At 38.2% G+C, this 25,574-nt stretch carries 19 protein-coding genes; 14 read left to right on the forward strand and 5 right to left on the reverse strand.

What is annotated here, in order from left to right; all coding sequences use genetic code 11:
* The first annotated feature begins 1 nt into the window (after nucleotide 1).
* From B9Y69_RS13555 to B9Y69_RS13570, 4 genes are all read left to right on the forward strand, one after another.
* Entirely contained in the window at nucleotides 2-3,112 is a 3,111-nt protein-coding gene (locus tag B9Y69_RS13555; RefSeq protein ID WP_159451850.1) for an efflux RND transporter permease subunit, read from the forward strand.
* 3 nt (nucleotides 3,113-3,115) lie between these two features.
* Nucleotides 3,116-4,180 carry a DUF6695 family protein gene (locus B9Y69_RS13560; RefSeq protein WP_085473517.1) on the forward strand — a complete coding sequence of 355 codons (1,065 nt, stop codon included), beginning with the start codon at nucleotides 3,116-3,118 and terminating at the stop codon, nucleotides 4,178-4,180.
* Between the two features lie 49 nt (nucleotides 4,181-4,229).
* Nucleotides 4,230-5,057 (forward strand): RteC domain-containing protein, encoded by an 828-nt coding sequence (locus tag B9Y69_RS13565; protein ID WP_085473518.1) that lies wholly within the window; start codon nucleotides 4,230-4,232, stop codon nucleotides 5,055-5,057.
* A gap of 102 nt (nucleotides 5,058-5,159) precedes the next feature.
* Nucleotides 5,160-5,492 carry a hypothetical protein gene (locus tag B9Y69_RS13570; RefSeq protein ID WP_085473519.1) on the forward strand — a complete coding sequence of 111 codons (333 nt, stop codon included), beginning with the start codon at nucleotides 5,160-5,162 and terminating at the stop codon, nucleotides 5,490-5,492.
* Nucleotides 5,493-5,650: 158 nt separating this feature from the next.
* On the opposite strand, the gene B9Y69_RS13575 is transcribed toward B9Y69_RS13570, so the two are convergent.
* The 4 genes from B9Y69_RS13575 to B9Y69_RS13590 all read right to left on the reverse strand — a co-directional run bounded on the left by B9Y69_RS13575 (nucleotide 5,651) and on the right by B9Y69_RS13590 (nucleotide 10,780).
* On the reverse strand, nucleotides 5,651-7,735 hold the full coding sequence (locus B9Y69_RS13575; protein ID WP_085473520.1) for a type IA DNA topoisomerase: 2,085 nt from the start codon (nucleotides 7,733-7,735) through the stop codon (nucleotides 5,651-5,653).
* A 94-nt stretch (nucleotides 7,736-7,829) separates the two neighbouring features.
* The gene (locus tag B9Y69_RS13580; RefSeq protein ID WP_085473521.1) at nucleotides 7,830-9,272 is read right to left on the reverse strand and encodes a DUF3945 domain-containing protein; all 1,443 of its coding nucleotides are present in this window, start codon (nucleotides 9,270-9,272) and stop codon (nucleotides 7,830-7,832) included.
* A gap of 60 nt (nucleotides 9,273-9,332) precedes the next feature.
* Nucleotides 9,333-9,668: a helix-turn-helix domain-containing protein gene (locus tag B9Y69_RS13585; RefSeq protein ID WP_085473522.1), complete on the reverse strand. Its 336-nt coding sequence runs from the start codon at nucleotides 9,666-9,668 to the stop codon at nucleotides 9,333-9,335.
* Between the two features lie 263 nt (nucleotides 9,669-9,931).
* On the reverse strand, nucleotides 9,932-10,780 hold the full coding sequence (locus B9Y69_RS13590) for an RteC domain-containing protein (RefSeq protein WP_085473523.1): 849 nt from the start codon (nucleotides 10,778-10,780) through the stop codon (nucleotides 9,932-9,934).
* Between the two features lie 366 nt (nucleotides 10,781-11,146).
* On the opposite strand from B9Y69_RS13590, the gene B9Y69_RS13595 reads away from it, so the two are divergent.
* Genes B9Y69_RS13595 through B9Y69_RS13605 form a run of 3 tightly spaced genes read left to right on the forward strand, consistent with a single transcriptional unit; the run spans nucleotide 11,147 to nucleotide 16,121 of the window.
* Nucleotides 11,147-14,680 carry a hypothetical protein gene (locus B9Y69_RS13595; protein ID WP_085473524.1) on the forward strand — a complete coding sequence of 1,178 codons (3,534 nt, stop codon included), beginning with the start codon at nucleotides 11,147-11,149 and terminating at the stop codon, nucleotides 14,678-14,680.
* A complete protein-coding gene (locus B9Y69_RS13600) occupies nucleotides 14,677-15,126 on the forward strand; it encodes a response regulator (protein WP_085473525.1) in 450 nt (149 codons plus the stop codon). Before B9Y69_RS13595 ends, B9Y69_RS13600 begins: the two co-directional genes overlap by 4 nt.
* Nucleotides 15,123-16,121 carry a PD-(D/E)XK nuclease domain-containing protein gene (locus B9Y69_RS13605; RefSeq protein ID WP_085473526.1) on the forward strand — a complete coding sequence of 333 codons (999 nt, stop codon included), beginning with the start codon at nucleotides 15,123-15,125 and terminating at the stop codon, nucleotides 16,119-16,121. The genes B9Y69_RS13600 and B9Y69_RS13605 overlap by 4 nt, the downstream gene beginning before the upstream one ends.
* Nucleotides 16,122-16,389: 268 nt before the next feature.
* Here B9Y69_RS13605 and B9Y69_RS13610 read toward each other — a convergent pair whose 3' ends face one another.
* Entirely contained in the window at nucleotides 16,390-16,971 is a 582-nt protein-coding gene (locus tag B9Y69_RS13610; protein ID WP_085473527.1) for a hypothetical protein, read from the reverse strand.
* 177 nt (nucleotides 16,972-17,148) lie between these two features.
* Between B9Y69_RS13610 and B9Y69_RS13615 the strand changes: the two genes are divergently transcribed.
* From B9Y69_RS13615 to B9Y69_RS13645, 7 genes are all read left to right on the forward strand, one after another.
* Nucleotides 17,149-17,652 carry an RNA polymerase sigma-70 factor gene (locus B9Y69_RS13615; protein WP_085473528.1) on the forward strand — a complete coding sequence of 168 codons (504 nt, stop codon included), beginning with the start codon at nucleotides 17,149-17,151 and terminating at the stop codon, nucleotides 17,650-17,652.
* Between the two features lie 57 nt (nucleotides 17,653-17,709).
* Nucleotides 17,710-18,312, forward strand: coding sequence for a hypothetical protein (locus B9Y69_RS13620; protein ID WP_085473529.1), 603 nt, complete (start codon nucleotides 17,710-17,712; stop codon nucleotides 18,310-18,312).
* 9 nt (nucleotides 18,313-18,321) lie between these two features.
* Nucleotides 18,322-19,527, forward strand: coding sequence for a hypothetical protein (locus B9Y69_RS13625; protein ID WP_144036581.1), 1,206 nt, complete (start codon nucleotides 18,322-18,324; stop codon nucleotides 19,525-19,527).
* Nucleotides 19,528-19,669: 142 nt separating this feature from the next.
* Nucleotides 19,670-22,090 carry a TonB-dependent receptor gene (locus B9Y69_RS13630; RefSeq protein WP_085473531.1) on the forward strand — a complete coding sequence of 807 codons (2,421 nt, stop codon included), beginning with the start codon at nucleotides 19,670-19,672 and terminating at the stop codon, nucleotides 22,088-22,090.
* 30 nt (nucleotides 22,091-22,120) lie between these two features.
* A complete protein-coding gene (locus B9Y69_RS13635) occupies nucleotides 22,121-23,341 on the forward strand; it encodes a hypothetical protein (RefSeq protein WP_085473532.1) in 1,221 nt (406 codons plus the stop codon).
* Between the two features lie 88 nt (nucleotides 23,342-23,429).
* The gene (locus B9Y69_RS13640; RefSeq protein ID WP_085473533.1) at nucleotides 23,430-24,128 is read left to right on the forward strand and encodes a hypothetical protein; all 699 of its coding nucleotides are present in this window, start codon (nucleotides 23,430-23,432) and stop codon (nucleotides 24,126-24,128) included.
* 7 nt (nucleotides 24,129-24,135) lie between these two features.
* A complete protein-coding gene (locus B9Y69_RS13645; RefSeq protein WP_085473534.1) occupies nucleotides 24,136-25,470 on the forward strand; it encodes a PepSY-associated TM helix domain-containing protein in 1,335 nt (444 codons plus the stop codon).
* The last annotated feature ends 104 nt before the right edge of the window (nucleotides 25,471-25,574 follow it).

Below are 25,574 nucleotides of genomic sequence, written 5' to 3' on the forward strand. Positions count from 1 at the left end.
AATGAATTTAACAAAAGTATCTATCAAGAGGCCTACTGCAGTCATTATCATCTGTATTGCATTAGTAGTTTTCGGCATCTATTCTCTAATGAATATCAATCAGGAGCTTATGCCGAAAGTTTCTACAAGCACCATCTCCATCACAACGCTTTATCCAGGTGCAGGCGTACAAGAAGTTGAAAATTCGATCACAAAAAAAATCGAGGAAGCAACCGCAGCTTTGGAGGGTATAGACAATGTTATGTCTACATCGATGGAGAATTTTTCCCTTGTCGCCATCACACTAAAGCCGGGTACGAATCTAGAAAAAGTGATGCAGGAAGCACAGCGGGAAGTCAATAAGATCCGTTCAGAATTGCCTGAGGACGCTAAAGAACCGGCCGTCACCGATTTTAAAGTTACAGACATTCCGATTATGACCATTGGAGTCACCTCGTCGATAGATGAAATGGAACTCTATGAAATTGTCGACAGCAAGATAAAACCAGCATTGGAACGCATATCCGGTGTAGGTAGAGTGGCTTTAATCGGAGGCCTTGTAAAAGAAGTTCAAGTGAATATCGACGAAGATAAGCTCAAATCTTACGATCTATCCATCAGCCATGTTGCCCAGATACTGATAACATCCAATATGGAGTTTCCTACCGGGAAATTAATCAACGAAGAAAAACAGTTACAGATACGTTTAGAAGGCAAATTTCAAACACCTTCTGATATCGAACATGTTATTTTGAAAACTTTACCAGATGGCACTTCAGTAATGGTCAAAGATGTAGCTGAAGTGGCAGATACTTATAAAGAAGTAGCAACTATCAATCGAACCAATGGTATCCCATCGATTGGTATTACCATACAGCGTTCAGCAGATGCAAATACGGTAGAAATATCAAAAATAGTAACGTCCCAATTAGCGCTGTTAAAGAAAAAATATGAAGAAGAAAAAATTTCTTTTGTAGTAGCCGTTGACAATGCCGAATTTACAATTGAAAGCGCAAATTCTGTTTTAATTGATCTGGTCTTGGCTATTTGCTTGGTAGCGGTCACCGTCTTGCTTTTTTTGCAGAGTTTCCGCAATTCTATTTTTGCAGCAATTGCTATACCGCTTTCCTTGATCATTACGTTTATACCGATGTATCTATTCGGGTTTAGTCTCAATATCATGTCTTTGCTGGGACTGACGCTGGTCATCGGAATTTTGGTTGATGACGCCATTGTCGTCATCGAAAATATACATAAGCATCTGGAACGTGGTAAAACTGTAATCCAAGCCGCTTATGATGGCGTCAAGGAGATTGGATTTACCGTCATATCCATTACGCTAGTCATTGTTGTTGTATTTGTACCTATTTCGCTGACACAAGGAACGATCTCCGATGTCTTCCGTCAATTTGCTCTAACCATAGCCATTGCGGTAATCGTGAGCCTAGCCGTCGCTTTTACAGTTATTCCGCTGATTTACTCTCGGTTTGGCAAACACGAAAAAATTAACCCGGATTCTTTTCTAGGTAAATTACAAGTTGCTTTCGAACGTGGAATCACCTCTGTAGCATCTTGGTTTGGGAATATCCTGAACTGGTCATTTTCAAATAAAATTATCGTGTTTTCGACGGTCGGCGTCTTACTTGTCAGTTCGATGGCGCTTATTGACCAAGGCTTTATTGGTAGTGATTTTGCGCCGCAAGGCGATCAGGGACAATTTGTCATTAAGCTTGAACTCCCCAAAGATGTAACCATCCAACAAACCAATGCCTCTACTTTTCAGGCCGAAAGTATCGTTCGCAATAATTCGGCCGTAGAAAACGTATTTACTACCGTTGGTGCTGAAGAAAATGGGCAATCACAAGCCAGTTTGGCCGAACTCCGTGTCAAGCTTGTGCCGCATAAAAACAGAAAAATATCTGCAGGTGACCTTGCACAAGAGTTGAAATTAACATTACAACGAACACTGCCTGATGTGATTGTTAGTCTTGGAATGACCGATATGATGGGGAATATCGATGAAGCCCCTGTTCGCTACTACGTTACTGGCCAACATATAGACACTGTGCGCGCCGCAGCCCATTTACTCCTTGAGGAAATGAAAAAAATCAAAGGTGTTGTCGATCCAGAGCTATCTGCCAAAGAAGGAAATCCCCAGATCAGTATTGTGCCCGACCGAAAAAAGATGGCACATCTCGGTGTGGCTTTTGCTGATCTAGGACAAACATTGAGCCTCGCTTTCAGTGGCAATACAGATGCTAAACTTCTTCGGGATGATAAAGAATATGATATTAATATCCGTTTGGATCAGGCAGATAGAGAACAGATCCAGCATGTAGAAAATATTTCGGTCATGAACAATAAGGGGCAACTCGTTCAGCTAAAACAGTTTGCCAATATCACGGAGACACAAGGTCCAACACTTTTGGAAAGACGTGATCGAAACCCATCCATTAGTGTCAGTGCACAGGTAGGTGGAAGACCCGTTGGCGATATAGGCGCTGATATCAATCAGGCCATCGAACAATTAAACTTATCAGATCAGATAGAGATTATCCCTGGTGGAGAGTTGGAGATGCAAGGTGACAGCTTCGGCTCATTAGGAATAGCCTTATTGGTTTCCATTTTCTTGGTGTACTTTATTATGGTTTTGCTGTACAACAGCTTTGTGTATCCGTTGGTGGTATTAGGTTCACTACCCTTAGCTATTATTGGTGCATTATTGGCTTTGGCTTTGACCATGCAGACATTAAATGTCTTTACCCTTTTAGGAATGATTGTTCTCATTGGTTTAGTCGCAAAGAATGCAATCTTACTGGTAGACTTTACCAACCATCTTAAAGAACAAGAAGTGCCACTAAAAGACGCTCTTTTACAGGCGACACATGAGCGGTTTAGACCAATCGTGATGACAACCTTGGCTATGGTTGTAGGAATGCTACCCGTCGCTTTAGCTTCAGGTGCAGCCGCAGAATGGAAGAACGGATTAGCGTGGGTCATTATCGGTGGGCTAATCAGCTCTTTGTTTCTTACTCTTATCGTCGTCCCTCTTTTTTACTATGTGATGGATCGCTTGTTGAGTCGAATCGGATCAGGCAAACGCAAAGAAATTGTGATTCTGGAAAATGAATAAACTATGGAAAGAGAAGATCTAGCATTTATTCTAACCTGGCCCGACACGACCATCCGTGGAGATGAGAAATGGATGATGTTCTTTAAGAAAATCGGTTTAGTGAAAAATTTAAACTTTAAAGTTGGTCATACGGGTATTGTTATTGTTGAACGACAGACCGGCGAGATGCTCTATTATGACTTTGGGCGCTATGTAACTCCTCGAGGGTACGGGCGTGCGCGCTCAAAATTTTCAGACCCTCGTTTGGAGATTAAGCTCAAAGCAAAATTTGACGGTAAACGCATTACCAATCTAGAAGAAATTGTCACGCACTTTGAGCTCTTGAAATTAGAAATGAAAGGGGCAGGAATATTATATTTTTCCATTGCGCAGGACATCAGTTTTACACGCGCAAAAAAATATGCCGATCATTGTGTACTTGAAGGTAGTTACCCATATGGTGCGGTAGCACGTGGAAATAATAATTGTTCGCGCTTTATTGTCCGAATGCTGATGTGTTCATCCGTTCGGTACAATTGGTTTCATAGTATCAACTTCCCCGAAACAATCAAAGCGAGCCCGATTAGTAATGTCGTAAATGCGACCTCAGACAGAATAGTATATTTATACTCGCGACAAAAAGGCTTAATTCAATTTAAGATGAACCGATTTCAATCTGTATTTTTTTTATTGAAGAAACTGAGAGATAATGTACAGTCGAATAAAGCGAAATTGTTGCCCAACGATCAGATCATAGGATGTATGTTGCACACAGTAAGACCTTTGAGTATACCTTCTGACGCACAATACCTAGGAGGCGTGGGTGATGGGGCTTGGTATCATCTACAGCCGACCGAAGATGGAATGCTTATCGTCAAAAGATTTAACTCAGATGGTGAACTAGAATATGCTGTTCTAGGTGAAGCCGCCACCCCTTTAGCTCTGTCACTACCTTGGAAAATTACATATGATAGCCATCTTCTCTTTACCCATGTGATACAGAAAGGACGCAAAATTCTGATTTACCATAGACAACAACTAGCTATTAATTCATCAAGATTAATGACTACACATTTGGAACAATTTTGAATAATAACATAGAGGAAGTACTTCTTCCTATTTACAAAAAGATAATTGAATGGACGAATTTTGTAATAAAGCGATAAAAAAATTGGAAACAGCGATCAATGAACTCAAACTCGAATCTGACTATCAAATAATGCGAATAGAAGTTATCATAAATTTGATTATCAGAAGTTTGACAGACATTAAAGAATATACTCTGAAAAGAGGCTTCAAGAGCGAAAAAGAAGAAATTCGCTTTTTCAAACACCAAAAGCCAATAATTGTTTCTAAACTTATTTACTATCATGCTATTTACAAAATTGAGACTAAAAAACCTCATGGGGAGAAATCCATAAAAAAATACCTCAATAGAGAATTGAAAAAACTCAAACGGTACTTTGACAACAACCTTGATTTTTATAAATACTACCGTACCAATAATACTTCGCTTGATGAGAAGCTATTTCTACGGGGCAACCACGATATAAAGCTATGTCTAGACACGGGCTATTTTCAGTCCGATTTATCTTTTTCCACCTCGCATGATTATAAGGTCGCTAAGATAATAGGTAATGATTTGATACAGGTCTATATCGAAGACCAATTGTACAATAAAGACCAAAAGGACAATCCAAAAACCCTAATTAAACTGAACTGGACAGGTAGTAAGGTGGCAATAATCGAATTGATTTATTCTCTGCACTATCAAGGTGTCTTTGACAACGGGAACGCCGATATAAGGCTAATAGCGAAGTATTTTGAAGATGTGTTTAATATCGATTTGGGTAACTTCTACCAAACATATTTGGAATTGCGAAACAGGAAGATGAACCCTACAAAATTCCTCAACGCACTTCGCGAAACACTTATCAAGAAAATGGATGAAAAGAACGAAATATAGTCGTTTTAAATATCAATATTTTTCAATATTTTAGTTGAGAATAAAGACGTTAACATTATAAAATCTATGTCATAACAATTTAGCTTTAAACTTAATGAAATAATGGAATTCTCATACGCACGAGGAAAAATTGGTGTAGCCGTCGAAGACCTTGCTACAGGAATAGGAAATATTAAAGAAAGAATACTGGACGCTTATGTTGGAGGATTTCATACCCTTGGACGTGATGACTTCCCCGAAGAACTTAAAGAGTATTGGGATAAGATTAATGAAGTCTTGACCAAAGAAGAGCCTACGTACAACGAAAAGGGAGAAGCTATCAAAGGAAGTGCAGAAAATAGTTTATTAAAAATTTCAAATGATGATGCAGTAGAGCTTGCGAGGTCAATCTGTTATTTGGATGCAAAATTGCAAGATAGTGATTTGAGTATTTAATTTTATTTGGGCGTGCCACCGTCTGTATTTTATCCCCATTCTATCTAAAAAAATGCAGACGGGTCGGGCTATCCGCTATATCTTTTGTGGATCTGAAAGGACCACAAAAGGATGTCGCTTCTATCCCTCACGCTGTATGTCGTTAATAAACAAAACATTTATTTCCTTTTTGGCTTCCTCTTTTCAAAATCAAAGGAGGTCTCGCCTTTATCGTTCATGACGATATAGGCATCGAATTTATTGCCCGATTTGCTTTTCATGCCTTTGATAAGCTTGGTTTTTCCGTTGGTTATAAGGCTTTCTACATCGGTAAGGCTCAATTGCACTCCGCACACCGTACGGAAATGACGCCAACCGCACCCCTCATTTGGGCATTTTACAACCTTATTCCATACCAATAGCTGATGGCTCTTGCATTGTGGGCAGGTCAGTTCGGGTTGCTTTTCTTTGGCAATGGTCATATCCAAAAGTTCCCGTGTAATGGAAGTGGCATAGGTTTCCATTTCACGGTAAAAAGCACCTGCATCCGTCTCGTTGTTTTCGATTTTCTGCAATGCCATTTCCCATTCGGCGGTCATGGCTACATCGGAAATCTTTTTGTCCTTTACAGCCCCGTAAACCTGCAATCCCTTAGCGGTAGGGATAAGAGATTTATTTTCACGCCTAATGTAATCCCTTTTAAACAGCGTTTCTATAATAGAGGCTCTTGTGGCAGGTGTACCGATACCGATGTCTTTTAGGGCTTTCCGTTCGTCCTCGTTGTCAATCTCTTTTCCGGCATTTTCCATTGCGGACAACAGACCTGCCTCGGTGTAAAGCACGGGTGGTTTGGTTTTCTTTTCCAGTACGGAAGCCTCTTTGATTTTCAGCTCATCGCCTACCTTTAATTCCGGTAGTTCCTGTACAGGCTCGCTGTCGTCATCTGCAAATTTTTCTTTGATGCCTCGCCATCCAGCTTCGAGGATTTTGCACCCTTTCAATGTGAAATCATAGTGTAAAGCCTGCAATCCGATGTCGGTTATTGCTTTGGTACAGGCAGGCGAAAGGGCTTCCAGTAATCGGTGTGCAATCATATCATATATGACGTTTTCGTGTGCGGACAATTCGGACGGGATTTTTTCTGTAATCAGCAGACCGTGGTGGTCTGTCACTTTTACATCGTTCACGATGCGTTTATTGAAACGACCCCATTTCACTTTTCCGACAGCCTTTTTGCACGAAGCCCTTACCTCTAAATTCCTAACCAGTGCAGGGATTTCCGACCACATATCTTCGGGAATGTATTTGCTCCCTGTACGTGGGTAGGTGATAAACTTCTTTTCGTACAGGCTTTGGGCAATGTTCAATGTTTCCTCGGCGGTATAGGATGCTCTTTTGTTGGCTTCTTTCTGCAATCCCGTAAGGTCGAACAGCAAAGGCGGTTGCTCCGTGACCGTTTTGCTCTCGACTGCCGTAACAGTAGCCGTTCCGGCACGTTGGACAGATTTCAGCGTATCGTCAGCAAGTTTTCTATCATCCCATTTGGTCTTTGAAAGGCTCTTAAAGTCCACAAATTCTCTGCGATGTTCCAACTGGATTTGGAAATATTTTTTGATGGCAAAATCCCTGTTTTCCAAATACCGCTTGCAGACAAGGGCAAGCGTTGGCGTTTGCACCCGTCCGAGCGAGTACACGCCACGACCTGCCGAAATGCTCAATGCCTGCGAGGCATTGATACCCACGAGCCAATCGGCTCTACTTCGTCCTTGTCCGGCTCTGTACAGCCCGTCAAAATCGCTTCCGGCTTTTAGGCTGTCAAAGCCCTGTTTAATCGCTTTTTCCGTCAGCGAGCTTATCCATAGACGTTCAAAGGGTTTACGGCATTTTAGGTACTCGTAAATGTACCTAAAGATGAGTTCGCCCTCACGTCCGGCATCGGTGGCCACGATAATACTATCGCATCTACCGATGACCTGTTCGATGGTTTTCAACTGTTTCAATGCTCCGCTATCGGGAACATAGCTTTTGTCCTTTTTAATCTTTCGTACGGCCAGTAAAAAAGGGTCGGGCAATATGGGCAGGGCTGCCCTTTGGAAGCCCGACACCCCGTAATCTTCGGGCATAGCCAGTCCGACCAAATGCCCCAATGCCCACGTAACTTCATAGCCGTTTCCTGCGAAATAGCCATCCCGTTTTTCAGTCGCTCCCAAAAGGGTAGCTATTTCTCTCGCCACACTTGGCTTTTCTGCAATGATTGCTTTCATAATGCTATTGGATTAAGTGTTGGATATTTCTCTTTGAGAAACCCCTCCGTCTCTTTTGAGTGGGGATTTCCAAAGAAAAATGTTTTTTATAGTGTTATCTTCTCACTCCTTTGGATTTAGCCGGAGCGTTAGGCTCATTCTGCCGTTGCTGTTGCCTCGTATTTTTCGGCTTTTGCTGTTCCGGTTTCAAAGGCTCTCGGATGTTCTTTGTCGCCTCGTTGGTCTTTCCCTCGGAGTTGACGGCTACCTGTGTTTTGTGAGACTCGGCAGGTTGCGTCTTTTTTTTCAGTGTATTGGGGTTTCTAAAGCTGAAATCATATTTTTCTGTTTCTTTGTTCAGCGTAACATACCCTTTGTACGGCTGTCCTTTTCCGTCTTTAAAATCCGACACATAAATAGTTTTGCCCTCCGTAAGCTGTTTGTACTGTTCATCCGAAAACTCTTTGCCACGGAAGGTTTTCGGGTCATGTGCCTGGGTTTGTTTAGGGGCTTTGTCGCCAAAAAGGTACTCTGGATATTTTTTGTCGGCATTGAACTGTACATAGGCATTTTTGTTCGTACTGTTTTTAAAATTCAACCCCTCTAAATAGATGGCTTTCCCGTCTTTCAAATCCTGTTTTTGGTCTTCGGTCAGCTTTACGCCCTTAATCTCATCGGGTACTTTTATCCTGTCCTGCCTAAATGCAATGACCTCGTTTGTTAGGTGGTCGATACTGATAACGGACGGTATCTTTTCGCCCGTTTTTCGGTTGGTCAGTTCTACCACACGCCCCATGTTTCCGGTTTTCAGCAGGTTCTCTTTGTCCTCTTTGGTAAATTCGTAACCAAAGAAAGGGGTATGGAGGTTTGGCTCATGGCGGACACCGTACATCATAAGTACAGGTTTCCCATTTTCACCGTCTTGGAAACCGAGACGTGCCTCTGAGCGCATGATGACCGAACCAAAATTGAAACTTGTCGGATAGACCTTATTGGTTTTATAGCCTTTCAATAGCAAATCCAACTGTCCGTCTTTTTCAAGTCGCTCTTTGTTTACCCCGAAATTCTCTAAATTTTTCCAGTCCACGTCTTCGGCTTTATAGCGGTGATCGTTTTTTTCCTCTGTTTCCTGCATTTTGGGTGTTGCCTGTGGTGCTTCCACATCCTTTTTGGCTTCCTGCGTTTGCTCCTTTGGCTCTTTGACCTCATGCTTTGCTGTGACAGCTTCGCCCTCTTTGGTCGGGGTATCGACCTGTTTCTGTATCTGTTTGGCAGTTTCGACCGCTTCCTTTGCAGGCACTTTAAAGAATGAGAAATGGGTCGGGTCTTTTAGCTGTCGCCAAAAGTTGGAGAAGAAATTTGTAAACAAATCTCCGGCTCTGTCCACTCGCATGAATTGGCTTTGGTTTTTCTTGGTGGCATCAACGGTTTTCAGATTACCGTTTCCGTCAACACCCATTACGGCTTGGATTTTCTTTTTCTCCTTGTCCATCACCAACAGCACATCCGAAAGCTGTTCGGGATATTGCTGTGGATTTTCGATTGCTTGTTCGCTCATGATATTGATTATTTAAAGTTTACATCGTCCGAAAGTAATCCATCTATATATCCCAACTGTTTATCTATCCTTAGACGGCGGTGTTTGTCTCGGATTTTCCTTTGTCCGCCGTATGGGGGCATTGAAACTTTCCCTTATGAACTGGTGTACGTCCGATAATTTGTAGTACAGCTTTCCGCTAATGGTGTAATACGGCAACTTGCCTGTGGAGCGGTAGCGTTGCAGGGAACGGTGGCTGATTTTCAGCATGAGGAGCAAGTCTTGGTTGTCCAATAGTTCCTCGCCATCTATGCTCTGCCGTTCTTTCTTAATGTTTAGCACGTATTCTTTCAGAATATCGAAACGTTCCATTATACGCTCCATCCATGCGATAAATTCCATTCTGTCGATGTTCACAACAATAACTTTTTAATGATTTCTATACCACAAAATTGGAGCGATTGGCGGAGGCTGTCGTCCGATACGTATGTATCAAAAAGGCACTTTTTTCTTTTTTTACAATTCGTGCAAAGTACCGTTTTTAGGGGCTTTTGGCACTTTTTGGTCAATGGCTCGGTGTGCCATACGACCAATTTGCCGATAGACACATATAGGCAAACGCACAAAAAAAGGACAGCACCGACTGATGCTGTCCTATTATCGACAAGAAAAGATGAAAATTATGGGTTGTCTTCCTTGTCCATATATTCCTCTAAGTTTTGTTTCAGTTGGTCTAAAAACAGTGTCCGTGAGCCTGCACGGGTTTTCATTCGGTGGAAGCTGTTGTGGATGTCGTTCAGTGATACACGGAACAGGATTTGGAATACCATGCTGATTTTGCGGATGCCTATTTTCCCATGCGAAATGGCATCGCAGGCATAGAGTGCATAAATCAATTCGATAAGGGCGTTTTTTGTCTGTGTCCAAAAGAAGTCTTTTGTTTCTTCGTGTTGAAGCAGTACATCGGGATTTTGTTCGGGGCTTAGCTTTGTTGTCAGATAGTTATATATTAATTCGTTGGCGATGATTTTCGCCACCTTATAATCAAAATAGGTCGAAAATTTGGTATCTATTTCAAACACAAAGCTGTTCAGCCCATCATGGCAGTTGATTTTGCCAAGCGTAAAATACTGTTCATCTCGGTCAGTTCTGCCGGAACGGTAATAACGGTAGAAGTCGGAATTGCAGACATGCTCCGTATATTCTTTTTTGAGTTGTTGCAGGTGCATGGCAAAATAATTTTCATAGATATTCCCGTTGCTTGCAGGGCAGGCAGTTTCTATTCTGAACACTTTGTTGTAATAGATGAGTTTGCCAAGAACGGTCGGCTTTATCTGTTTAAAAAAAAGGATTTCGTCTTCTTTATTCGTGAAGCCATCTTTCACTATATCTTCTTTGACATCGCTAAGAAGTTCTTTTAAGTAAATTGTCATCCCATAAGCCTCTTCCATAAAACTGGAAGCCTCGGAAGACAATTTTTGCTCCTGTTTCTGTATGTCGGAGACTATTTTGTGTAATAGGTGTCTCATAATACTAAGGGTTTAAAATGAAGCCAATATGCCTCCGCAAAATTTGTGATTAGTACCGAGTTTTTTTCATGAGACAGAACGAAGTCAGGGAAGATTTTTATTACTTAAACAATTGGTCAAAAACACATCTATGTCCGTCAAAATTCGTAAATTGTCGCACATGAATGTTAATTCATAAAATCTCTCATCATATAGCAAGATCAAATGTTACAAATGTGAGAGCAAACTATTTATTAGTGAATTTCAAATATTTTTAGGTGGGAAAGCAATGATACTCCGATTAAATAGACAGTTTAGCTTGGTCTGTCTAATAAGATGAAAATATTTTTTTTCGCACATGGAGTAAAAAAATAAACTTACAAACTAATGCATAAGAAAAAGCATAAGGTAATATCAGATGGGGCAAGTTTCGTTAGAAATCAATATCCAAAAATTGTTGGGGAAGAGAAAGACAGAAACAGGACAATACACAAGCTGAAGGAAGCTTTGGACTATCCTGAGTTATGTAATGCAATAGATTTTATGGGTAAAACCATACCAAAAAGAAACCAACAATTAATTTGGGGAAATCCACTGCCAAAAAGTTATTCAGAATTAGGGACGTTAAAAGAAATCCCCATATTGGGATTGTATAAAGATGGTAGGTTAGATCCAGTAAATCTAGCTTCGGAACTGAATTTGGTGTTGATTGGAGTTAGAAAGTTTAAGTACGAAATAAATCTGTTTTTGAGATACAAGGAAGATTACGAACGCTATTTGTTAACAGGAGAATATACTAAAGCTGAAGCACAATTAAATAAAATTGAGAATGAAATTTGCTTTTCTTTATGGAGTTTAGAAAATAGATTTGTCTTAAAAGAACTTTCAGGTAAAGCGTCAGAAAATAAAGAGTTTCTAGGCTATTTTAACGAGGTGAATGAATCAGATGCAATAACTAAGCATCTTGCTCACTACCTAAGTTTAAGAGCCGAACATTCACTATCTGTTAATCGATATCTTAGTGATTTAGAGATGTCTTTAAATAATATTAGAGAAAGTGACACAAAAGAAGCATTTCAAAATTATTACAGATTTAAGCTCACGTTTCTTAATCACATAGACTTTAATAATTATGGCGAGATATTGTCTATTGATTTTCCTCACAGCATCATTGACAGATACCTAACATTAACAAGAGTGCTAACCAATTTATTAGCCGTATCTAGTTATCTTGAAGAAATTGAAAATGATAAAAAGACCTTTCTGAAATTATACTTGCAAAACAGGATTAATTATCTGATTAAAAAAATAGACGATCCTTTACTTTATAAACTTAAAATATTATCTGGAGATACTATTTTCCCCGCATTTGACATTAAAAAAAGTCTGCAGGAAATCAAGATAATAGACAATTACACTAGTGGATTGTACAATTTAGCTGAACAAGAATTACAAAAATTATTAATATCTAATCCTACTCAATTTGATCTGTACATACTTTACATCAAGTCTTTAATATATCAGAAAAAAAGTTTTACCCCACTAAATAATGTAAAAACTTTACAGAATGAGATTTTATATGACGTTTACAAAATCGTTTCTGTTACCACTAATCCCGACCAAGCAGCTTTAAACCTTCTTAGAATATCAAATAATATAACAAGTAGTGTTCTTAGTTATGGTATTACTGATTTTGTATATTATCAAACAAAAGGTAAAAAGGAGCGCAAGCTCCTGTCACGCTTGTCATATAATATTGCAAACCCCATTGTTTATGATACTTTTACTGAGCCCGCTGTACAAGAAAGATTTCTTGAAATGTTATCCGAAAAATTCCCAAACTCAATAACAATTGAGTTTTTCCAAGAGCGATTAAAAGGACTTGATTATCTCCTTAAATATGAACAGAAAATACCTGAAGGTAAGTATAAGGTAGAACTGGCTCAAAAGTTTCAAGAGAGTAATGACTATGTAAGCGCTTCAAAAGAATGGGAATTTTTAATTAAAAATTACAAGGATACTATCCCAATATTGGAAACGTCTATAACTAATTTATTCAAATGTTACCTGTGCCTCAACCAAGTCAATAACTGTATCGAATTATTTGTGGATAGTTTCTTCTACAACAATCATATTATTGATAAAATTGAGGTAGAGGAGCTTTTGGAGAAAATACATTCTAATAAATTTAGAAACGTAGAGAAAAATATAGACCTACCTATTTTTTATACAATAGTAGATGCCGATGAAGTTGAAACTCATATAGCCTTTGAACTTTTTAATGAACAATGTGGCGTCGAAAAAGCAAGTGAATTACTTAACAACGATAAATTATCGTTCAATTTTGCGAAATTCATGTATTATCTAGAATTTACGTGCAGTCCAAAGGTTCTAATGCATTCAACTTTTATTGACAACTCGAAGGAGCGGTTAGAAGAACGCCTTTCGATTGCTAATTTCATCAAAGAAAAAGAGCCAAATAATAAAAATGTTGCCTCAGAAATAAAAAGCATACAAAACATTTTAGTGATACATCAAGGACTTATCGATTTAGATGAAAGTAAAATTTATGTCAACGAACAAGGTATTCTAGAAAATGAATTGCAAGAGTTTGAGGCCATTTACGATAGATTTGAAATTATTTCTGGAATATCTGGTAGCAAGAAACTTTTATGGTTAGAAGGTGGAAAACTCACTACATATTCTTCTCAAGAAAATACGGGGCTTGAAAAGATTGAATATTCCAACAATCCAGTATTTGATATATATTTAGAATTGTTTAATGCTGTTAAAGACAAATTTCTTAACAGTCAGTTTGGTATAGTTGCGTATTTAAGTACTAGAATAAGACATGGGGTTTTGGTAGGAGAATTACGGCCTGTTTTTGAGACTCACAATTTAATAACATTAAAAGAGGGAAATACAAACCGATATAGGCGTAATTACCATTGGGATTATGTTTATAACACTTTTCCTAGTGAACGAAAAGAGCAGATCCAAATATTGTTAAGTGATTTTGCTAGTAAAGTAGATGGAGTGATATTTGATTTGATAAAAAAGAATCTACAAGTCTACAAACCAGAGATTAACGATGAAGGATGGTTTGATTATGAATTCAATTCTAATGAATTATGGTATCATTCTATCGTCGCTATTAAAAGCGAAAGTTTTGAAGATTTCGTCGAGGGGATATTTTCAGTTTTATGGGAGAAGACGGACGAAAATTTAGAGCGAATACGAAATAAAATTCAAGGCGATATACTTAGTCAATTTAACACCTATTTCAACGAGTTGGAGAAAAATGTTTATAATCAACTTGGAGAACAAAATAGTGAACCAATTAGGAAAGCAATTAAAGATTGCTCTACAGAGATACAGACGATAATCCAAAAAATAAGCAGATGGTTTAAACGAAGCGAGATAAAAGCTTCTGATTTTAGCATAACGGAATTAATTAACGTAGTAGTAGAGTACACCAATAAAAGTAGTTGGCATAAACGATTGTCTGTCAAAAGAAACGCTGGTTTTGATATTAAAATAAAAGGAGAATATAAAACACATTTTGCAGACTTGATTCGAATCTTCTTGGAGAATGTCATAAAGCATTCTGATGATGCAGTTCACGATTTAAACTGCTCTATATCAACAGATCAGGATAGTTACTCCAATCTTATAATCACTATCACAAACGAAATCACAAACGAAACTAGCCTAGAAACACTAAAGTCTGTCTGGAGTGGTAATAGTCTTGATACTGACAAACTTTTGAACGAAGGAAAGTCAGGATATCATAAGGCATTCAAAATATTGACCTCTGATTTAAAAAGCTCACGGAATAATTGCCTTACCACTAGTATATCTAACGATGGACAGGAGTTCTCCGTTATACTGACCATTAATATTGAAGACTTGATATCATGAAAATACTATTTATAGAAGACCATCCACTAAAACAAGCTCAGATTAACAAATTTATCAATGATAATTTTGCTGATTATGAAATAATTCTCCGAAACTCATATATAAGCGGACTAAAAGAGCTAAAAAAAAACCATAGCGATTATGATGTTCTTCTTTTAGATATAAGTATGCCTAATTACGATATATCTTCCGAAGAAAGTGGTGGCGATTGGATGCCATTGGCGGGAAAAAAAATACTTAAAGAAATGTATTTGAGAGATATTAGTACCAAGGCAATAGTCATAACTATGCATGGAAGTTTTGATGATGGCACTCGTATTACCGACTTAGATAGTGAGTTAGCGAATGAGTTTCCTGATAATTACATTGGTTATGTATACTATTCTCAAATAACCGAGGATTGGAAAGAACAGCTTGGAAAACTAATCAAATCTTTACTTAAATGATAAAAATATTGGTTGTAGATGATCTCGTTGTCAAAAGAGAGAAGATTGTTAATGTAATACTTGACAATCATGATATTCAAAAAGGTAATATTGCCGAAGCGAAATCCGTTAAAGAAGCTAGGAAAATACTGTACAAAGAGTATTTCGATCTTATGATACTAGACTTAGTATTGCCAATTGAAGAAAATGGTGAATCCCTGGCTAAAAATGGCATTAATTTTTTACATGAAACAGGAATCAATCCGTCGATTAAACCACCAATTCATATTGTCGGAATATCAGGATATCAGGAACAAATCTTGGACTATAGTGAGGAATTTAGTAAAAAACTCTGGAACCTTATAGAATATTCAGAAGATTCCTCGAATTGGGAAGACCAACTTAAATCTATAATATTTCATCTAGTTCGAACAAGACAACAATTTATTACTGCTTCTTTTTCTACTCAATCAGATGTCATCATAAGCTATCTAGAAGAGAACAATCTCCCTAATACATTAATAGGATTTAGATGGAATGATATTGCAGAGGGTATTTCGGAAATTGTTAATAGAGCATTATTAACACCTAGTCGATTTTCAAACGGAAATAAGGCTAAAAACATCAACGTTTCAAATTTTAAGATCACCAGTGAATATGATTTTCAAAACCTGATTCATATCGTTCTTCGACCATGGATACCTAGTACAGAAGCTGAAAATATAGCGGTAATTTTTGATGGGAATACTAAAAATGCGGACTTTTCAATTAAGGCAAATTCACTTATAATAGAAGCTAAATACATAGATAGTACAGGAAAAAAAAATGACACCTTAAAAACACTGGAAGGTCTTAAATCATTTTACAGATCAAACTCGAATGTCAAGGCATTATTGTTTTTAATTTTAGTAGAGGAAACAGTAAATCTTGACAAGCACAAAATTGAAGAAGAATTTTCTCAGTTGAAATCCTCGCCTCCAATTGTAGTAAAAGTGTTCTTAAATACTCTGAAATAGTAATTTGGTAATAAAATCAGCTTATTATTAAATTTTGAGCTTTTTTGAAGTATTAGAATCGCTTGAACTCGTTACGGCCTTCAATTGATTCAATCGCCTCAAATCTTCCAAAAAGGAGTTCGAGTTCTGTACCAGCGGGATCACTTTCTGAAAAGGGCCGTTTTACAAATGCGTAAGACGGCCCTTTTTTAATTTGTTGAAAGAGCAATTTTCTACCCTGCTCATTATATGACAAAGGATAATAAACCCTTTATTCCAATGGGATATTTTATTTTCCTAATCTAAAGCCAAGTGTAACACCACCTACAAAAGTAAATTCATTTATACCATCATAAAAACTTACTCCGGGACCGAAGCCTACATTCATCATAAAACGCTCTCCATAGTTACGCTGTATTCCCCACATAGCACCCAATACCAGGGAGAAATCAGGAACATATACATTGTCACTTTGCAGGATGGACGGACCGCCTGCAGCAACCACTCCGGCAATATAATTTCCGGAGTTATGTGCTACCTTTTTACCTTTTCTTAGCCTTTTGTTTAAATCGTAATAATGTCTGACTTGTACATCAAGTGCAGGACGGATAGCATAACCCCATTCCGATTCTTCATAATGGTAGTCATTAATTGTTATGGAGGAACTTCTATATAAGACGCCCCCTGCTATAGGGCCTGATAAACGTAATGTCGTTTTTTTTCCAATACTCTTTTCGTATGATACGTTGGTCAGTAAATTATAAGCAAATTGGTGCTTCTCTACTGTGGCTTCAGCTTCTGTATTTGTTTGCGCAAAAGACATGTCGGCGAAAGCGATCGCCATAAGTGTTGTAATAAAAAATTTTTTCATTGAGGGTTAATAATTTGATGTCGCAAAGATATAAAAATTGGCAATGCTTGAAATAGTTCGACGCCGAAACCTCCGGTTTGTTTCTGTAAAGGGCCTACTCTCTCCATTACAAAACCTTATTTGAAATTAATCTAAATAAAATTATCTTTGGATGTTTTAAAAATATCCGCAGACATTATGCAAATCAATAAGAAGCAGTTTGAAACTCTTTTCCAATTATATTGGAAACGGATGTTTTTATTTACTGTGAAAACTGTGGCGGATGAGGAGGATGCGAAGGAAATTGTGCAGGAAGTTTTTAAATCGCTCTGGGAGAGGAGCAATAATCTAGAACTGGCAGATGCGGAACGTTATTTGTTGCGTTCTGTGAAGCTAAAATCCTTGGAATATCTTAGAAATAAAGGCAATAAAATAAGACATCACAAAGTTATACTTCATAACAAAACACCGTATTATGAAGATAATAATTTTCAATATAAAGAGTTAAAAAATCAATTGAATACTGTTGTCGAGTCACTCCCCAATCAATGTAAAAATGTGTTTAAGATGAGCCGTGAAGAAGGTTTGACCAACAAAGAAATAGCAGGTAATTTGTTAATTACGGAGAGAGCAGTAGAATATCATATTAGCAAGGCGCTGTCTATCATTAGGTTAAGGTTGAGTGAGAGCCTAAATATATAGAAATCAAACTAATACTAATTTGTTTTTGTAATTTTGACTATAAACAATCTACAGCGGATGAAAATCAATCCAGATATGCTCCATAAATATGCTTCGGGACAATGTTCGGAAGATGAGAAGCTATTGGTTGAAAAATGGCTTGAGAGTGATTCTTGGGATAGTATTGAAGAGCAGGAAGTGGTAGCCGAAGAGGTAGGGAAAAGTATTTGGCATGGGGTTTCGGAGCAAACAGTTGCTACGCGGAGGATAAGTTGGGCCAAGATTACAGCTGCAGCTGCGGTTCTTTTTATTCTTGGTTTTTCATTTTTACATTTCAGACAAGAAACATTGGACTCACTTTCTTTTGCCAATGAATCATTGGGTGAAACTAAGTTTTTCGTCCGCGAGAACTATGATGTTTTGTTGGGAGGAAATAGTAACGTAAAGATTGATTTGGTTAATAATAAGCTACTCTTTTCGGGAGATTTTATACTTAAACCAAAGTGTGATTTCAAATTATTGGATGCAGATCAAAATACGTTAGTTTTTAAGGCGGGAAGAGAATATTTTGTATCTGATTCTCCTGATTTTGGAAAAATTGTAGCTTTTCAAAAAAGTGATTTAGCATTTCTGCCATCAAGTATGCAAATTAAAATTAGAGAGCAATTTCAAAGTATCTAGTTGTTGAGGATGAGAAGAGTTGTTTTACTGTTATATTTCATTTCGATTTTTCTTTTTTCTTGTCAGCAACCTACAGAGAGAAATGTAGATCCAAACTTTGTTCTGTGCTTGTTCAATAAGGATGAAAGTCCAACGAGTTTTTTATTAGTTGAAAGTCTGGACGAAGATAAATCATCAACTGCGGTGCAAATACCGCTGTCTACCTCACGCATTCGCGAAAGAGAATATATTCAAAAGCATGGTTTTTTTTATCGATTGTCAAATCGAAATAATGTCTTTACGAAGTATCAAATACAAGGTTCTTCGTTGGTATTGGTCGATAGTTTGCAGTTGAATAATTCCAATTTTGAAACATTCAGCTGGATAGATGACGAACATTTGGTTGCTGTTAGCCGGGAAGATGTTCAGGAGAAAAAGAGCCAAGCACGTGTTTATCAAATCGACGTTAAATCGATGAAGATCGTCAGGCAAGACACGATCATTTTGCCCTATGCAACCGACGAGTTTTGGGCTTTGCATGTCGGTCTTGTGCATGTGGATAAAGATGATCTGTGGTTAGCCTATTCTTTTTTTAAATCCAAAGGAAAGTACGGACATACAACATCGGATACGACATATTATGCCACATTAGATTACAGAAGTTTCCAGCTTAAAAATATTCAAAAGGAAACGCGATCTACTTATCCTGGTGGATTCAATATTATACAGTCATATAGTTTTGAAGATGAAAAAGGAGACTATTATTTTATGACGAATCCAGGTATAGCATTGGGAAATAATATTAAACTACCGACGGCTATTTTTAGGAAAATGAAAGGACAATCTCTGGTCGATGAGGCTTTTATGATCGATATCTCTGCTGCTGTTGGAAATCATGCTTACGGACTTTGGTATGTTGGAGAGGGTAAAGCTATTATTCGCAACGAACAGAAGGAACTGTATACTGATTTTTCGAATCACCATTCCGTATACCAATTTGAGTATAGATTGGTAGATTTAGCATCGGGTAAGATTGAAAAAATTCCATTTCCCTTAGATAAAGGAACGCAAAAGGAGAATGTTTGGAGCGATAAAAAGTATATCTATGCCGCCATCGATGACGCTAATGATGATCATCGGGTATGGAAATATAACCTTCAAACTAAAGAAGTAACGAAGGGAATTAAGCTCCCGAGTTCAACGAATTATACAGTCCGTCTGGATTACCTCAAATAATTCTATCCCCCCTGTTTTCGTTTTTAAATTTATTCATCTGTTATTCAGGTGTTTGATGAAGGTTGTTAAATATAATTGATTATAGACCTTCGGTAAGGTTAAGTATATGCTACTCTCTTATGTATACTTAATCTAAATAAAAATGTTGAGGTCAACATCTACTTTTATACTATTCATAATCTTTACCGTGTTTGCACAAGGGCAGACAACCACACAGCAATCAATTTCAGGATTTATCAAAGATAATTTTGGCAAACCTATCCAAGGCGCCACCCTTATGATACAAGGGCAAAGTCAAGGCACTTCGTCAGATGTAGATGGGTATTATAAATTGGTAACAACGACACTATCAGGTCAAACTATTCTTCAAGTGACCGCCTTAGGTTATCTTTCAGAACAGCGCTTATTAAACGGAAAGTATATTCAAGATTTCCAACTTAAGGAAGATCGTAACACGATACAGGAAGTAACAGTATCAGGAATTGCCAAAACGGAAAATGAACGAAAAGTCGCCGAAATAAAGCGTTCAGGATTTAATGTGAGTGTCATTGATATGAACATGCATGCGAATCAAACGGCAAATATTAACCAAATATTACGAACAGCACCAGGGGTTACATTTCGAGAAGATGGTGGCCTAGGTTCAAATTTTGTATTTCGGATCAATGGTTTGGATGCTAAAATATACATCGATGGTGTTCCGATGGATAATTTTGGATCTTCTATGTCGCTGAATAATATTCCCGTAAATCTCGTTGATCGTATTGAAATTTATAAAGGTGTTGTGCCCGCTTTCTTAGGCTCGGATGCTTTAGGCGGAGCTGTAAATATTATTACGAAGCAACGGTCACGTCATTATCTTGACTTAAGCTATAGCTATGGATCATTCAATACCCATCAGGCCGCTTTGGTTGGTATGTATACCAATCCAAAAAATAAACTGTCGGTTCGGACGAATGCTTTTTATAATTATTCAGACAATAATTACACCATGTATAGTGAACCCAAATATGGTGTGGTGTATGAGACGACAGTTGATAACAAATTTGTACCGATTGATAAAGTAAAAAGATTTAAAGATCGATACTACTCCGCGATGGGGCAGATCGAGGTTGGCTTGCGAGATAAGAGTTGGGCGGATCAGTTTTTTGTCGGCCTGACATATTCCGCAAATAATAAGCAAAATCAACTTGGAGCGACTATCAGTGATGTTAATGGCGGAAACTGGAGAGAATCGAATTACCTCATGCCCACATTAAGTTATAAGAAGCAGAATTTTTTAGTGGATCGTCTTTTTGCGGATATCTACGCTAGCACGAGCTACGATGTGTCCAATATTCGCGATACCGCACGCTACAATTACAACTGGGGTGGGACGTGGATTGCCAACCAAGGTGCGAAACCGAATCTGCTGCAAGATGAAGAACAGAAGACGACAAACTGGTTGGCAAGAACAAATTTTAACTACGATTTTGATGCGGAACGTAATCACAGTTTGAACCTCAATTATAATGTTAATGCTAATAATAGAAAAACCCAAGATAGGATTTTAGATTACGACATGACGGGATTGCCGAGTCGTATGACAAGACATATCATCGGGTTGTCGTGGCAAAATCAATGGTTTAATAAACGTTTGGTGAATAATATTGCCATCAAATATTATGGGTTGGATACCTATAAAGAAGTGGATGAGCGGAAGTATGACACCAATAATCAGCTAATAAGCGGTGCCATAGTTTCCTACGATAAATTCTTTAATTATCAAGGCTATAGCTTCGCCTCGAGGTTTCGGATTTTTAACGATGGCGGAGTCAAGTTTTCCGCTGAGCGGGCATACAATATGCCAACCATGAATGCGCTGTATGGTGATGGTCAGAATCAATTAGCCAATTGGGAGTTGAAACCCGAACGAAGCGACAACTTAAATAGTGGGTTTTATTACAATACCTTTCTGAATGAAAATCACTTTCTAAATTTTGACTTTTCGGGTTTTTATCGTTTGGCAAAAGACTATATCAACACCCGTATTGTTTCTGTCGATGGACAATCTAAGTTTCAGGCGTATAATATACCGGGGGTCAAGCTTTATGGGGCGGAAACGGAGATTCGCTACGGTTATAAGGATATTATTACGGCGACTGTCAATGCGAGTTATGACAAAGCGCTAGATAATGTTAAATATACAGATGATACAAACCAAGAAGTGAGCCTGACCTATGGGTACCAAATTCCGAATAGACCTTGGGTCTATGGAAACATGGATATTGGAGTTGCCCAAAATGATTGGTTTGAGAAAGGTAGCCGTACACAATTGTCGTGGACAACACATTTTACACGATGGTATTATTTGAGCGATTCGCATTTAGGCTCATTGGCCTCCAAGAACCATATTCCAAGTCAGACCGTTCATTCGCTAATTCTCAGTTATTCTTGGAGTCGAAATAAATATAATGTCTCCGGGGAGGCACGTAATCTAACCAATGAAAGAGCTTATGATAATTTCCGTTTGCAAAAGCCCGGAAGAGCTTTTTATGTCAAACTGAGAGTGTCATTAATGTAGTATTAAAACAAAACAGATAATAAAATAAAAATGAAACACAATCGTATTTTAGCTTGCGGCGCACTAGCGTTAGCATTGTTAGCATCTTGTAAAGATAGTCCTGATGTGCCAGAAACTGTAGAAAAAATAAGTACAGAATATTCTGTTTGGGTAACTTCTGCTACAGGATCGTATCTATTAACAACAGATAATTTAATGAAGGATACTTTGTTGACTCCTGTAGGAAACAAAGGGATAGACCTTTCAGCATACCTTCCTGCAGCTTTTTATGCCGTATATGCATACAACCATGAGGGCAAATTCTATGTGTCTAATAATGGTACGCGTTTCAGCCAACTTGAGATTCAGAATAATGCAACGCTAAAAGAGACGGATAACTATGCTTTTCCTTCGAACTTCTTTTTAGGTAAAGTATTGAAAGATGTGAGTACGAAAGATGAGTTGGTGATGACCAAAACAGCGGGTACTTTCAATGAGGCTAAAAATGTACTAGAGCAGCCTATATATTTTATGAATCTTAAAGATATGACACTTAATAAAACATTAAATGTCGATATCCCATTTTTAAAGTACGCCCCGCTTAAGCCAGATAAAACACCTTATACGAATCCATATATGGTGCCTACTAGCATTACCGTAAGAGGGAATAAGCTGTTTGTCGGACATAAATATAGAGGTACAGACGTGTCGGGTAGTATGGATATATCAGATACAACATATGTTTACGTGTGTGATTACCCAGACTTAACGAATGGCAAAATGTTAAAGGATGCCAGAGGTGGTTTTGCTGCCGGTCACTGGGAGGTTCAGACGCTTACCTTCATGGATGATAACAATGACTTGTACATTGTAACGAAGAATAGAATAGCTTCTACTTATGGATTAATACGTATAAAATCAGGAGAAACGGAGATTGATAAAGATTATTTCTTTGATTTGAAAGATTACAATGTGTTTAAAAACAGTACGGCTCAAGTACAAAAATTAGGCAATGGTAAAGCCTACCTTAGCCCTTATGTTGTGGATCCTGCCAACAAAAAAGTTATTGCGGATTTAAGAATCTTAGTCGGTGGTGGTGAGTCAAAAACTACGATGAACTTTATGGAGAATGGAAAGTTGTATGATGTGTTCAAGACTGATGCTTCGAAGTGGTTTGTTTTTGAATATGACCCAGCTACCAATAGTGTAAAACGTGGTGCAGAGATTGATCCGGGGATTACACATGTTTATCACGTCAATAAATTAAAATAAAATTTAGTGTACATAATGGCAGACAGGTAAAGTCATCCTCATAGAGCGAGCTTTACTTGTCTATCAGCTTTAAAGTAAAAGACATTTTATGAAAAAATTAATAGTATCCATCCTTACTTTTTTTGTGGTATTGTCGGCTTCGGCCCATGCGGTATTTATCGAGACCGCGCTCAAAGGAGTTAAAGGTCAGTCGCACACGGTTAAAGTCGTTTACGGCGAACCTGATGAGCATGAGGATATCTCGAAATGGTGGTGGTACAAAGATGGAATGCAGGTGGATTTGACTTTGATCAAACCCGATGGAAGTACGACCGCATTGACGACAACAGCACAAGGCAACCATCTGTTGGCAACTTTTGTCCCGGATCAAGAAGGCGTCTATCATGTGTCGCTAGCGAGGGATACCGAGCGTCGTGAAGGGGCTAAAACACAGTATCAAATCAATGCTTTAGCGTCAATTCAAGTGGGGCGTAGTACCGTAGGAAATGTTGCAACCCATATTGTTAATGATTTGTTTGTTTATGCAGATCAAGGGGCTTACAAAAACAAAAAAGAAGTTTCATTGGCGTTGTACGAAAAAGGAAAACCTGCGGCGCATGCTTTCTTTCAGGTAATTGCCCCGAGTGGTTGGATTAGATGGGTCGAGACAGATGACAAAGGTGTTGCTCGTTTTACTCCAGAATGGACGGGCAAATACTTTGTTGAGGTATCGAAAAAAGAAAAAGTTGAAGGAGAAGCTTTCGAAGAATATAGCCGAGCTACTTCGATGAGTTTTGAGGTGAAATAAATAGGAAATGGCTGTAAGAGAGAAGAAGAGAAACTTGTCGATATTTAGGCTGGTTAATAACTGGTTACATCTTTGGTTAGGTTTAATATCAGGTATTATCGTGTTTATTATTTGCTTGATGGCTTGTTTATGGGTTTTCAATTATGAGATTATAGATCTTATGATTCCTAAAAAGGAGCGACAATATATTTTAGCATCAAGCAAATCTTTGATTTCTCCTTCTAAGATTACGTCTATTGCTGACTCACTTTACCCGAACACTGTTGTGGGTGGAATTACGTATACGAGGGATTATCCCGTATCATTTACGATTCAAAAACAAAAGAAGGATGGGGATCGAAAGAGGAGTAAACCTGAAATCCATTTACTGCATCCCTATACCGGAGCATACTTGGGGTTACAAAAGGAGGACAGTTCAGAAGAAGCACAGTTACGTGAAAAGTTGAATAGTTTCTTTGCTTGGACTTTGAGTGGACATCGCTTTTTGTGGTTACCTAGAGATGTTGGTCGGCCAATCGTTAATTATGCGACGCTGATCTTCTCGATAACATTAATTACCGGTTTGGTCTGGTGGTACCCGAAAAAATGGACGAAGTCCGTCCGCGATAAGAGTTTTAAAATAAAATGGAAAGCAGGATGGAAACGGGTGAATCTTGACCTGCATAACGTGGTCGGCTTTTATTCTTTTCTGTTGGTTCTATTGTTGGCGGTTACGGGGATGTATTACGGTATTACCTGGTTAAATAAAGCCTTGTATTGGTCAACGAATTGGGGAACAAGTTTGCCCGAACGTACTTCGGTGAGTTCAGATACGACAAAAACTGCTTACCTGACTCAATTTCCAGCCGTTTTTGATAAGGAAATCCAATCCATACTGACGCAGTATAAGGATCCACATTATTTGACGATTACTTATCCAGATAAGGACAAAAAAGAGGGTACGATATCGGTGTATATCCGAAATGATATGGACCGACAGTTTAATAATCGTTATTATTCGTTCGATCAATATACAGGAGCGTTTCTTCCAAATAGTATTTCTTTATTTAATAAAGATTACGAGGAGTTGAGTGCGGGAGAAAAGTTTAGGAGACTTAATTACGATATCCATGTAGGGTCGATTTGGGGATTCCCATCTAAGGTTTTGGCTTTTTTCTTAACTTTTATAGCCGGTTCAATGCCGATTACAGGATTTATTATCTGGTATAATCGTAAGTGGGGAAAGAAAAAAGGAAGAAACAAAAAATCAAAGGATACAAACCGGGACGTTCAAAACATAGCAGGTGATGCGCTTGAAATAAAGCCTCCTGTACGGTTCCGACCTAAGTCTACGAATATGTAGACGATACAATTTTCTAGGTACACTTTTTAAAAAGTGTACCTAGAAAATTACCGTAATAATTACTATTTAATTTACAATGCTTAAACTGGTTCTTCCCGTGGGGA

The organism is Sphingobacterium psychroaquaticum (genome assembly GCF_900177625.1).
Classification (GTDB): Bacteria; Bacteroidota; Bacteroidia; order Sphingobacteriales; family Sphingobacteriaceae; genus Sphingobacterium; species Sphingobacterium psychroaquaticum.

Excerpts from the sequence above, each read along its gene's own strand:
- B9Y69_RS13610 (WP_085473527.1), bottom strand. The coding sequence starts at position 16,971 with ATGAAAAAATTTTTTATTACAACACTTATGGCGATCGCTTTCGCCGAC.
- B9Y69_RS13620 (WP_085473529.1), top strand. The coding sequence starts at position 17,710 with ATGAAAATCAATCCAGATATGCTCCATAAATATGCTTCGGGACAATGT.
- B9Y69_RS13600 (WP_085473525.1), top strand. The coding sequence starts at position 14,677 with ATGAAAATACTATTTATAGAAGACCATCCACTAAAACAAGCTCAGATT.
- B9Y69_RS13580 (WP_085473521.1), bottom strand. The coding sequence starts at position 9,272 with ATGAGCGAACAAGCAATCGAAAATCCACAGCAATATCCCGAACAGCTT.
- B9Y69_RS13560 (WP_085473517.1), top strand. The coding sequence starts at position 3,116 with ATGGAAAGAGAAGATCTAGCATTTATTCTAACCTGGCCCGACACGACC.
- B9Y69_RS13595 (WP_085473524.1), top strand. The coding sequence starts at position 11,147 with ATGCATAAGAAAAAGCATAAGGTAATATCAGATGGGGCAAGTTTCGTT.
- B9Y69_RS13625 (WP_144036581.1), top strand. The coding sequence starts at position 18,322 with ATGAGAAGAGTTGTTTTACTGTTATATTTCATTTCGATTTTTCTTTTT.
- B9Y69_RS13575 (WP_085473520.1), bottom strand. The coding sequence starts at position 7,735 with ATGAAAGCAATCATTGCAGAAAAGCCAAGTGTGGCGAGAGAAATAGCT.
- B9Y69_RS13605 (WP_085473526.1), top strand. The coding sequence starts at position 15,123 with ATGATAAAAATATTGGTTGTAGATGATCTCGTTGTCAAAAGAGAGAAG.
- B9Y69_RS13615 (WP_085473528.1), top strand. The coding sequence starts at position 17,149 with ATGCAAATCAATAAGAAGCAGTTTGAAACTCTTTTCCAATTATATTGG.
- B9Y69_RS13635 (WP_085473532.1), top strand. The coding sequence starts at position 22,121 with ATGAAACACAATCGTATTTTAGCTTGCGGCGCACTAGCGTTAGCATTG.
- B9Y69_RS13570 (WP_085473519.1), top strand. The coding sequence starts at position 5,160 with ATGGAATTCTCATACGCACGAGGAAAAATTGGTGTAGCCGTCGAAGAC.
- B9Y69_RS13590 (WP_085473523.1), bottom strand. The coding sequence starts at position 10,780 with ATGAGACACCTATTACACAAAATAGTCTCCGACATACAGAAACAGGAG.
- B9Y69_RS13630 (WP_085473531.1), top strand. The coding sequence starts at position 19,670 with ATGTTGAGGTCAACATCTACTTTTATACTATTCATAATCTTTACCGTG.
- B9Y69_RS13565 (WP_085473518.1), top strand. The coding sequence starts at position 4,230 with ATGGACGAATTTTGTAATAAAGCGATAAAAAAATTGGAAACAGCGATC.
- B9Y69_RS13640 (WP_085473533.1), top strand. The coding sequence starts at position 23,430 with ATGAAAAAATTAATAGTATCCATCCTTACTTTTTTTGTGGTATTGTCG.
- B9Y69_RS13555 (WP_159451850.1), top strand. The coding sequence starts at position 2 with ATGAATTTAACAAAAGTATCTATCAAGAGGCCTACTGCAGTCATTATC.
- B9Y69_RS13645 (WP_085473534.1), top strand. The coding sequence starts at position 24,136 with ATGGCTGTAAGAGAGAAGAAGAGAAACTTGTCGATATTTAGGCTGGTT.